Source organism: Sphingopyxis sp., from assembly GCF_025869345.1.
In the GTDB taxonomy this organism is placed as follows: Bacteria; Pseudomonadota; Alphaproteobacteria; order Sphingomonadales; family Sphingomonadaceae; genus Sphingopyxis.
The window spans coordinates 1-11,614 of record NZ_JAOZVW010000152.1; the positions used below are offsets into that span (position 1 = coordinate 1).

Consider the following 11,614-nt stretch of genomic DNA (forward strand, 5'->3'; position numbering starts at 1 on the left):
CGGTTCGGGCATCGAAGACTTTCCGACGCCTGCCGGCGTCCGAAACTCTCAACGAAAGCAGACGGTAGATTCGTAGGCGATCGCGAGCCGCTACACAGCTAATCTTAGCCCTTCACTCAACGTCGAAAGCTGCCGATGCCCGGGCTCAGTTCTTCACGCGAGCAGAATCCGATTGGCATCGAGACCGCGATAGGCGCTAGTGCGGCAACTCAGAACGATAACCTGCATCCGCTGGGCGGCTTCGGCCAGAATCTCGAGCATAACCTCGAAGCGGTCGTCGTCCGCAAAGACCAGCGCGTCGTCGAGCATGAGCGATGCGGGCTTACCCTTCTCGATCAGCAGGTCGGCGAAAGCTATGCGCGTCAGGACAGCGAGTTGTTCCTGGGTTCCCTTGCTGAGATCGTCGGTGGCTTCTTCCCGGCCGCGCCGCGTGAGCAGGGTGGGCCGCAAGTCCTCTCCGAAGACGATGCCGGCATTGGGCAGCAAGCGCTCGATGAAGGGGGCCACGCGCTGGGTGATCGGAGCGAGGAATCGTCGGGCAGTCTCGCGCTGGGCATCCCGGATTGTCTCGGCAAGGAGCGTGAGCATCTCTGCCTCTTCCTTGAGCCGGTCATGGGCTGCGGCCGCAGCCTCCGCGAGCTCGGCGAACGCAGCGGCCCGGGTGGCGGGGCCGGCGCCGCCGAGCGTCTTGGCGCGTTCCTCAAGCTGGGCGATCTCACCGACGAGCCCGAGCCGGTCGTTGACCAGCCGCTCCCGTCGTTTGCGAAGGGTGTCCCGGCGCTGGAGCAAGGCGGTCTCGTCCAGCCCTTCAACGGCGCGCTGCGACTCGTCGCGGGCCAGGATCGCGCGGGATTCCTCCGTTTTCGCTGCGTCGAGCGCGGCGGTGAGCGCGGCGTCGTCCATCGCATCGAGATCGGCGGTCAGTTGCTCGCCGAGCCGCGACACGTCGCCCGCCGTGCGTTCGACCTGGCCGGTTAGCTTGACGCTGGCGATCTGGGCTTCCTGCAAGGTATCGAGCGCGGCCTGGCGACGACCTTCGGCCTCGCGTTCGGCCGTGCGCGCTGTCTGCCACGCGCCATCGACATCCTCGGCCCCAGCAGCGCCTATGCCGGGCGACGCGCTCGCGCCCGGCCGCGTTTCCGACGCGAGGGCTCCGCGCAGGATTTCCAAGCCGGCGCCTATGTCGAGCGTCGCATCTTCGGGACAGGCGGCTTCAAGCTGGGCCGCGAGCATCACGACGGCCTGCGTGTCGTCGCGATGCGCCTGGGCCGCTTCCTTGGCCGCGAGCGGCGTGGCGCAGCCGACGTTGGCGAGAAAGGCGGCGAGATCCTGTTCGGCTGCGCGCAGCCTGGCCTGCGCCGGTTCGCCCGAAGCCGGCGGCATGACCGACACGGAGCCAATTCCGTCCAACTCGAGACTCTGCGGTTCACTGATAGGAACGCGCAGACTGCCTTCGATCAGCGCGCCGTTGAGCTTCACAGCCGGCGCGGAGGGTAGCAGCTCGACCAAGAGGACCGCTGCGCCGGCGAAAGCGGCGGCGTGGGCCTCGGCGACCGTTTGTTCGAGGTTTAGCAATTCGCTCTGCGCGTCCGGCGTCATCCAGTTGGCATCCAGTGCCTCGCGGCGTGTCTGCAATTGGACCGCGATGTCCTCGGCCGCATCGAGCCGGAGAAAGGCGGTCGCCAGCGCGCGCTGCCGTGCCTGAGCGGCTTGGCTACGCTGCACCTCCAACAGTCGTTCTTCGGCCGTCCGGAGGGCGGTGCGTGCCGTTTCGAGCGCGGCATTTGCATCTTTTTCACTCTGGCGTGCGGTTTCCAGGATTGGCTCGTGATCATTGGCGGCGGCGCGTGCCGTCGTCGCAGCCTGCTCGGCCTGCTCAACCTGCGCGCGCAGATCGCGGCGGGCGGTTTCGCGCGCTTCTAGACGCGCGCGTTCGCCAGCTGCTTCGCGGAGCAAGGCTTCAGCGGTGCGCAGCGCCTGGCCTGCGGTTCTGGCGCGATCGAGGTCGGCCTCAAGCTGGGCTAGTTTCTGGTGCTGCTCCGGATCGTCGAGTTCGGCAACGAGCCGCCGTAGTTCATTGCGTTTCGCCTCTAGGCGCTCAAGCACGCTGTCGAATTGCTCCAACTCGGCTTGTGCGGCGCGGGCGTCCTCGGCGGCCGATGCGGCGGCCTCCTGCGCATCGAGAAGGCGGCGGGCAGGCCGGCCAGTCGGAGTTTGATATTCGGCGAGGCTGCGTTCGATGGCCTGCAGAACGGTAGTGGTGCGCTGGCCGCCGGTCACGGCGCCGACTTCGCCAGCGAGGACTTCTTCGAGCGTCCGGCGGGCGCCTTGGCCTGGCGTTCCGAGCACGAAGGATTGACCCTGCTCGACCCAGAGCAGGCCCAAGGCGCCACGGCTGTCGTCGTCGGCGCCGCGATTTCCAGCCCGTGCAAAGCCAAGCAAAGTCTGCAAGCGTTCCTCCGCCTCATCGCCGGTGGCTCGCCCGGTCGGACCTTCGAGTTCGACCAAGGGGTTCTGGAGGAAGCGCTTGCGCAGTTTCCATCTCGCGTCGCCGAGATCGAAACCGAGCTCGATGGTCGGCGCGACCTCATCGCCATGCGGCCGAAACGAGCGGATGCGATCGCTCCGGGAGCCGTGCCGCTCGAACAGCACGGCGCGCAGGGCCTCGAGGACGGTCGATTTTCCGGCCTCATTCTGCTCGCATACGAGGTTCAGCCCGTCCTCGAACCCGGTCAGAAGCAGCGGCTGGCGGAATTTGCGGAAATTCTCGATGCGAAGCTCGCGGATCCTCATCAACGCGCCTCCAGCCGGTCGGCGCGGCGCTGCTCGACATAGAGGCGTTCGAGCGCCGCCGCCGCGCGCTTACCGGCGGCATCGTCGGTTGCCGACAGCGCTTGCAGCCGCTCGGCGGCGACGCGCAGCACGCCGTTGGCGTCGATGTCGGCAAGATCGGCGTCGGTCGGACGAGCGTAGAGATCGTCGAGATTGAGATCGAGCCAGCGGACCTCGTGGGCCAACTCGCTTTCGAGACGATCACGAAGCGCGACGCGCTCGGCGAGCGTGAGCAGGCCGGACAGCCGGAGCCGGAGCACGAGATGCTGTCGCTCAATGCCGGGCGCGAGATTGACGAGGAGTCTGTCGAGCTCAGCCGCGCTGCCAAGCGACCAGTTTTCTGACATCCAATGATAGCGGCCGATTTCCACCTGCGCGACGTCCGGCGCTTCGCCGGCCAGATCGACGCGGAGCGCCACGCCGCTCACCTCGCGATCGAAATCGTCGGGTTCGGGTGTTCCGGAATAGTGGGTCAGGGGATCAATCTCGCGGCGGCCATGCCAGTCGCCGAGCGCTAAATAGGCAAGGCCGGCGCGGCGGGCGCGGTCGGGTGCTATCAGGTTCGCCGCGGGCGTGCTCGACCCGAAATCGCGGATCGGGCCGTGGGCGAGGCCGATCCGTTTGGCGCCATCCGGCGTTTCGGCATGGTCAAACCAGGCCGTCGGATCATCCTGCGTCCGCTTATACTGGAGCGGCGCGGGCAGCAGCCAATATCCTTCGGCGAGTTCGATCGGCTGCGGTTCGAAACAGACGACCACCGTTTCCGGCGCCTCGCCGGCCAGACGGCTCCACAGACCGTCCGCGCGCGCCGGATCATGGTTCCCGGGCAATAAAACCCAGCGGATGTCGGCGGCAGCCTTCATGCGCGTCAGCGCTTGGCGATAGATCCGGTCGCCGGGCTCAGGGCTGTCGAATACGTCACCGGCCACCAGCACGAGGCCGGCACCTTCGCGTCGCGCCGCGGCCGCCAGCGCATCGATCGCGTCCAGCCGCGCTTCGAGCAGAGCAGCGCGCGCTTGTTCCGATGCGCGTCCGAACGGCTTGCCGAGCTGCCAGTCAGACGTGTGAATGAAACGCATTGGTTTCTCCGATTCGGACGGGCTTCATTTGACGAGCACCAGCAAGTCCCCGCGATCTTCCAGATCGCCTGACTCGAGCGTGCGGTCGATCACAGCTTCGATGACCGCCCGAAGCTGCGCGCTCGTAGAGAGGAAGCCGAAGCTTCGCGATACCGCGAGCACGAGATCGTGGCGACCAGCGCCATAGTTGGCGTTGACGATATCGAGGACCGCCTGCCGGATTTCGGCGGGCGGCAGCATTTCGGGTTTGCGCAGCGTCGGTGAGGTCACGCCCGAGCGATCGCGCACGACGAGCGGCTTGCCCGGCCAGACGTAAAAGGGCCCGCCCTCGATCATCCCCTTGCGAACCGCGACGCCGAGCGCCCGGTCGACATGGCCGCGGATACGGCTTCCGGCGCGCGCGAGGCCCCAGAGCATCCGGATGCGCGCGGCGACTTCGTCGCCATGGATCGGCGACTCGATCTCGACGATCTTCGCGACATAATCGGCCATCAGCGCGAGCGAGGTCTCATGCGGCTCGGAGGCGCGCATGACGGGGAAGTCGGCCTCGACATAGGCCGAAGGTCGCACCTCGTGCCGCGGCCTGTCACCGACGATCGCGGTCACGATATCGGTGTCGCCGACCGTCTCGGTCTCGAAGCTGACGGGCACGGCTGGCGGTGCGCGATAGCCTTCCTCGTCGCGCGCCGCCCATTCCGCCTTCGCGCCGGCGACCGCCGCCTCGATCTTCGCGAGTTCGGCTTGCGGCCGCAGATACCAATCGGCACTCCAGACGCGGTGGATGATCCAGTTATGCGCCTCGAGCACCTGCTGGCGCAGCCGGTCGCGGTCGCGCGCCGAACGTGAGGAATGATATTGGGCGCCGTCGCATTCGATCCCGAGAAGGAAGCGTCCGGGTTTTTCGGGATCCGATATCGCGAGATCGACCCGGAAGCCCGACGCCCCGATCTGGCGCTTCACGTCATAGCCGAGGGCCTGCAACCGCTCGCAGACCTGGATTTCGAACTCGCTGTCGAAATCCTCGCCCGACACTTCGCCCATCCCGAAATGACCGGTCTCGGCGAAGGTCAGGAAGAGCTTGAGCGCCGCGACGCCGCGCGCTTTCGTCCGCTCGAGATCGATATCGGCGCCTGTGAAGTTGCAGAAAATCTCGCAGCGCAGCTTGGCGCGCGAGATGAGCACATTGAGACGGCGCTCGCCGCCCTCGCCGCTCAGCGGACCGAAGGCGTGAGCGAGATAGCCCTGCTCGGATTTGCCGTAACCGACCGAAATGAAGATGATGTCACGCTCGTCGCCCTGGATATTCTCCAGATTCTTGACGAAGAAGGGCTCGGCGCCGCCGCCCAGGAAAAACTCCTCGACGTCCGGATTCTCGCGGCGCAGCAGTTCGAGCTCTTTCAGGATCGCCTGACGCTGCGCGACCGAGAAGGTCGCGACCCCGAGCGACTGCCCGGGATGTTCGCGCGCGTGGCGGATCACCGCCTCGGCGACGTGTCGCGCCTCGCGGATGTTGGTCCGCGTGCCACCGCGGTCGTAGTGCGCATCTTTGAGGAGATTGAACTTCAGCCCCATGCCGGCGACCGCGTCGTAGGGGCTCGGCACGATGAAGAGCTTGTTCTCGTAGAATTCGCGGTTCGACACCGCGATCAGCGACTGGTGCTTCGAGCGATAATGCCAGCTCAGCATGCGCGAGGGCACGCCCTTGGCGAGGCAGAGCTCGAGGATGCTCTCGGCGTCCTTGGCCTCGATCGGGATCCCCTCGTCGATCTCCTCGCCATCGTCCTCGCCGGTGAGCTTCTTGAAGAAGGCGGTCGGCGGCAGCTGCTTTTCATCGCCGACGACGACGAGCTGGCCGGCGCGCGCGATGGCACCGAGCGCATCGACGGGCTCGATTTGGCTCGCTTCGTCCATGACCAGAATATCGAACTCTATCGCGCCGGGCTTGAGGAACTGCGCGACCGAGAGCGGGCTCATCATGAAGACGGGCTTGAGCTGCTGGATCGCCGGACCCGCCTTGTCGAGCAGGATGCGGATGGGCGCGTGGCGGCGCTTCTTCGCGATCTCGGCGTTGAGGATACCGAGCGGGCCGATGCCCGCGGCGCCCGACGGGCGGCCGGCGGCATGCGCCGCGACGATTTGTTCCTGCGCGAGCGCGATCCGCGCCCGGTCGAGCTGGCGGAAGTCGCCGACCATGGCATTATGATGATCGCCGTCGAACCCGCGAAGCTCGGGCCAGGCCTCGAACAGGGCCACCCGCAGCACTTCGGCATAGGCGTGCGCATAGGCGCCGGGCAGCTCGCCAGGCGCAACCGCTCCATCGAGGAGCGCCGCGACGAGGCTCGCGCCGCCCGCATCGGCAAGCGCGCGGGCCCGCGCATGGAAGGCGGTCCAGCGGCTCAGCCCCTCAAGATTGACGGACCAGCCTTCGAGCCGCGCGGCGAGGCGATCAAGCCCGGTTCCCGACAATGCCTCCGCCCCGAGCGAGCGCTTCAGATCCAGATGGAGATGCCCGAACAGATCGCGCAGCGATGCATCGAGATTGGGAAGCTGGACCGCGAGGTCGGTACGCGCATGTTCGATCGCGTCGATGTCGGCGCCCGCGGCGAGGCGTGACCAGACACTGCCCGGCTGTCCCTCGTGGCGAACGCGCCAGGCGTGGACCGCCTCGAGCCGGTCCCAGTCGGACCGCTCGCCTTTCCACGCGCTGCCGAACATCGCGCCCGTAGCGCTCGCCTTCTCGAACGCGGTTCGCGCCGCCTGCGCCTCGACCGCTTCGTCGATGAGCGCGATCCGCTCGTCCTGCGAGCCGGGCAGTTCGGTCTTCAGATAGGAGCGGAGCAGCGCGAGCTGCGCCCGGTAATTGCTGTCCAGGATGCGGAAGAGACTGGCGCCCTTGGTCACGACCGCGAGGCGGATCGCCGACCAGTCCGCGCCAAGACCCGCGGCATTGACCTTGGCTTCGGCGTCGCCCCAGAGCGCGGCGAGCCGCCGGCCCGCCGCGATCAACTCGGCGGCGCGCTCCGCATCGGACGACCAGAGCGGATCGCTCATCGCCGCAAGATCGGTGCCCGCGGGGATCGGGGTCACGGACAGCTCGCCGAGTGCGACGGTGAGATCCGAGAAGAGCAAAGCCTCGTCGGTGCCAAGTTCGCGCGCCGCGACGCCCGCGACCGATCGCACGCGCGCGAGCGCCTCCGCGGCGATCCGGATCCGCGCGCCGAGCGCTTCGCGTTCGACGGGATCGAGCGGCCCGCAGTGAACGCCGATCCAGGGATCCGCGGCCGGCTCGCCCAGCGCCTTCGCGCGCTCGGCGACTTCCGCCGCAAGCGCCTGAACCTCGGCGGCGCGCTGCCGCGACCAGCTTTCGGCCTTATCCAGCGGATAGGCTGCCATGCCCACACGGTCCCCCACGGACGCGAGACGTCCTAGGATCGCGTGAGGCGAGAGCTCGGAGGGTGCGAGCGGCGTGTGGAGACGGGCGGCGAAGCGATTGAGATCGTCGCCCGTCGCCCCGAGCTTGTCGACAACGGTGAGGTCGCCGCGCGCGCCGCGATGCTGGGCATCGCGGGTGCGCTTGAGCTCTTCGAGGAGCGAGCGCTTGTTCGCCTTGTTGGAGTGAAGCTCGAGCGTCGGCGGCCCGAGCCCGACCTGCTGGAGCCGGCGGTGGACGACTTCGAGCGCCGCCATCTTCTCGGCGACGAACAGCACTTTCTTGCCGCGCGCGACGGCGGCGGCGATGATGTTGGTGATCGTCTGCGACTTGCCGGTTCCGGGCGGCCCCTTGACGACGAGCGACCGCCCGCCGGCGGCCTCGGCGATGACCACGGTCTGCGAGCTGTCGGCATCGACGACATGATGAAGTTCGATCGGACGAATGGCGTCGTCGATCCGGACGTCGTCGGCGACGATCGGCTCGGTCGCGGGAAAGCCGTCGCGCAGCAGTGCGGCGATGGTCGCCTTCGCGTCGATTGCGCCGTCCGCCGGCCAATTGTCGGGATCGAGATCGCGGTACATCAGGAATTTGGAGAAGGAAAAGAAGCCGAGGACCATGGCGTCGGGCAGCACTTCCCAGCGCGCCTGGCTCGACACTGTAGCAGCGACCCGCGCGCAATAGGCGGCGAGATCGACTTCGTCCTCGTCCTTGAAATCCTCGATGACGAGCCCGAACTCGACCCTCATCTTCGCCTGCAGCGTGAGGTTCGGCGACGGGGGTTCGTCGCGCCCCTTGAGCTTGAACCGGTCGGCCGCGCTGCTGCGATCGAGGCGGACGGGCAGCAGCACGAGCGGGGCGTGGCGCGCGATGTCCGAGGTGTCGCTGTCGTACCAGCGCAGCAACCCGATCGCGAGGTAGAGTATATTGACTCCCTGCTCCTGTTCGAGAGTCTGGGCGTCGTACCAGATGTCGAAGAGCCGCTTCTGCAGCCCTTCGGAGGTGAGGCGCGTCTGGAGGCGGAGATCCCTGTGCCGCCCCGCGACGCCGCGCGCATCGACGACATCCTCGTCGGGCTGCGGGATGCCGCCGGTGACATCGTCGTCGGGATCGAGTTCGGCGCGCTCTTCCTCACTGAGCTTGACGCCGGGGAGAAAGCTCAAGGCCTTGCCGTCATCGAGGAGCCTGAACACCTCGGTCGATTTCTCGTCGACGATTTCAATCGCGCGATTGTTTCGCGTTCGAAGCGGAGTGTTAAGCAGACGATTGCGCGTCGACAGATCGAGAAGCGCGTGACGCTCCTTGAGCAGGCGGTCGCGGATCGACGCGAGCGGTTCCATATCGGCCATTGATTCTCTTCCCCCTATACAAGGGCTACACCGTCAGCGACGGTCACGCCAAGCGCCGAAAGTCAAACTTTGTCTCGGTTAGACAAGTAAATCAGACATTTTCTTAGATTCTGCCTGAGCTATCAGCCACATCGGATCATTTTTTCGTTCTAGAGTTTGCGCAACGGCCTCGCCAGCGTGGTGACAGCGGTAACGATACCGAGATGAGCGACGAAGGGCTGGGGCAGAAAGGAGAGTTATGACTACGCCTCCGAACTGTACCCGGCTCGACTACTGTCGCAGCCCGCCGTCGCCGCTTCTGCATAGCATCGAGCTCAGCGAGATTCCCCGCAACAAGGAAATCACGGTCCAAGCGGGAATGACTTTCATTCGATCAACGGCAGTCGCGCATTGTCGCCACGAGCAAGTCGTCCGCCGGAGCCACAGTCAGGACATCCCTTGCCACGCCGAGGATCAACGAAACGTAGGGTCCGCTTAAGCGGTCGGCCCTGGATCGTTCCACCGAATGCATCGTCGTTCACCAGCCCGGTAATGTAGAACAGGAAGTCATCAGCGGCTTGCGAGGCGCTCAGAGCATTTAGGGTAATGACGCTCGGAGCGGGCGAGTCATCCTCATCGACGTAGCGCTGGCCCGCGCGCATTTCCTGCGAAATGCTCTCATCGCGAAGGCGCGCCTGGCTGACGGCCTGGTTGCACAGCATGCAACCCTTGGCGGGGGTGACCGGCCTCGTCGTCGTGTGGACATCGATCACGGCACCGGTCTCGGGATCGACCTGGATGCGCGTCCCCATCTGAACGCCCGGGATCAGATACTGATGAACCAGCGCATTAAACAACCGGCGCGCCCTGTGCCCATCGGCAGCGAGGAAGATGTAGTCACAGTCCTTGATCGCCTCGGCGACTTCAGGCTTCTCCATGACCGAGAAGTGACGCTCGACACACGCCTTGCGGTTGGCGCGGCGGATCACGCGCCGCGAAAGATCGACCTTCTTGGTGGCGAGGCGCCTGCCGAGCTTGCGAAGCCATTCCGGACGACGTTTGTCGACCAGCCAGGCCATCGCATCCCATGATGTCGCATCGACGAGGCGCGGCACGTTTGTGGGATCGACGCGGTCGGGGTCGACGAGGACGAACTGTCCGACACCGAGCCGTGCGAGCAGTTCGACAAGTAGCGAGCCAACGCCGCCCAGTCCGATGATCGCCACACGGCTGCCTGCCAGTATCGCCTGCCCTTCGACGCCGAACAACCGGACCTGCCGGTCGAAACGGCCGGCATCCCCCACAGCCATGCGCTCCGGTCGGGGTCGCAGGATCTTTCGCTTTGCGCCGACCACAACAAGGCGATCGAGGGTCAACCGCTCTCCGCCGGGAAACCAGATATCGCCTGCGACTGCATTGGGCGCGAAGACAAGCGAACCGACGGGCATGCCTTCGACGAGATCCAGCAGCGCCGGAAAGCCGCGTTCGTGGGATTCGATGTCCACGCTCGAAAAGGCGACGCTGTCGTTGCCGCCGTGGTTGTGCACGGCGAGATAGACGAGCTTCTCGTCGCGGCAGAGGCGCGCCTGCTTCGCGATGAAGGGCGCAAGCAACATTCGGTACCCGCGGTTTCCAGGCACCCAGTCCTTGCCTTCTTCGGCGAGAACGAGCGACCGCGCGGTGAGCACCGGCCCGGACCGGGTCTGCAGCAGCCCGGCCTGGATGACCGCACCATGCTCGTCCCCGTCACCGGGAAAAAGGTGGGCGGCGAGTTCTTCATACATCGATCGCGGCATCCGCAGTTCGCAGCGTGTTTTCATCGTTCGGTCATCCACTTCATGACGGAGAGGAGTTTCAGCAGCGGAGATTCCTGGATCCAGACCGACTGGTTCCGCTGTCGGCGGGAGATCATCACGGCTGGCCGCTGGGGAAGGCCGGGCGTGTCGGCTGCCGGAAAGTGATTGCCACCGTGGATCGGCGGCGAGAGAGCCCGGCCATCGGCAAAGCTCAGGTCGGGGCGGACCCAGAAGGGATAGGTGTCGTCTTCCGGACATGCGTTGGACAGGAAGAAGCCGACCCAGGTGGTTTCCTGTGCGAACGGCGCGTCGAGGGGAATATCCTCGATCAGCACATGCGCACCGCCGCAGGGAGACGGATAAATGTGGAGCGGGAGCTGCGCGAATTGCTCGCGCAGCTCCGCGATGGCAGCCGTGACGCCGGCGCGCATCTCGCTCATCCTTAGCTGTCTTCGTGATTGTCGACGGCGCCGAACTTTTCGCCGCCGCGGATGAACACACGATCGGTATCGCCGATGACGCGCGCCGGGACGCCTTCGCCCTCGAGATCGAGGATGAAGTCGAGCTGGATCGCAACGCCCTGGGCGATCGCGGCCGTCTTGATAGCGAGACCATCGTGCCAGCCGCGAGAGATCTTCACCGGCTTGGTGTTGACCTTGATCCGCACCTCGGGGCGCTTCACAACGTCGAGGCGCTCGGCCCCCGCCGCTTCAAGATCGACCTCGCCCTCGTCGTCGATGATGAGATCCTCGCCCGGCAGCGACATGCTGAACACTTCGTCGGCCGCGATACGGTGGATGCGGCGGAGTTCGCTTTCGGCAAAGCTGCGCTGCCCCCATTCGTAGCCGCGGCCCTCGACGGTGAGGCGAAAGATGCGATCGCCGCGGAACGCACGAAACGCCTTGTCGCCATCGCCGAAATCGATCTTCTCGTCGAGGCCCACCGAGGTGGTGCCGCGATCCTTCAGTTCGATCAGGATGTGCTGGTCGGCCGGATCGTGATCCGAAATCTGCAGCACATCTTCGCCATCGATGCGACGATCGTCGGTGCGATAGGTTTCGCTGTTGACGAGGAAGCTGAAACGGCCCGCACGGCTCGCTTCGTTGTTTTTCTCTTCAGTATTCATGTTAAATTACCTCATGCCGTTCG

6 protein-coding genes are annotated in these 11,614 nt (G+C 65.8%); all 6 read right to left on the minus strand.

What is annotated here, in order from left to right; genetic code table 11:
• Positions 1–153: 153 nt before the first annotated feature.
• Positions 154–2,793, minus strand: coding sequence for an AAA family ATPase (locus OJI97_RS16855; protein ID WP_297665403.1), 2,640 nt, complete (start codon positions 2,791–2,793; stop codon positions 154–156).
• Positions 2,793–3,911: a metallophosphoesterase gene (locus tag OJI97_RS16860; RefSeq protein WP_297665405.1), complete on the minus strand. Its 1,119-nt coding sequence runs from the start codon at positions 3,909–3,911 to the stop codon at positions 2,793–2,795. The genes OJI97_RS16855 and OJI97_RS16860 overlap by 1 nt, the downstream gene beginning before the upstream one ends.
• Before the next feature lie 24 nt (positions 3,912–3,935).
• Positions 3,936–8,690 carry a DUF3320 domain-containing protein gene (locus tag OJI97_RS16865; protein WP_297665407.1) on the minus strand — a complete coding sequence of 1,585 codons (4,755 nt, stop codon included), beginning with the start codon at positions 8,688–8,690 and terminating at the stop codon, positions 3,936–3,938.
• 365 nt (positions 8,691–9,055) lie between these two features.
• Positions 9,056–10,453 carry a ThiF family adenylyltransferase gene (locus tag OJI97_RS16870; protein ID WP_297665409.1) on the minus strand — a complete coding sequence of 466 codons (1,398 nt, stop codon included), beginning with the start codon at positions 10,451–10,453 and terminating at the stop codon, positions 9,056–9,058.
• A 32-nt stretch (positions 10,454–10,485) separates the two neighbouring features.
• Complete coding sequence (locus tag OJI97_RS16875; RefSeq protein WP_297665411.1) at positions 10,486–10,905, minus strand: hypothetical protein; 420 nt, start codon at positions 10,903–10,905, stop codon at positions 10,486–10,488.
• 2 nt (positions 10,906–10,907) lie between these two features.
• Positions 10,908–11,591 (minus strand): hypothetical protein, encoded by a 684-nt coding sequence (locus OJI97_RS16880; RefSeq protein ID WP_297665413.1) that lies wholly within the window; start codon positions 11,589–11,591, stop codon positions 10,908–10,910.
• Positions 11,592–11,614: the final 23 nt, after the last annotated feature.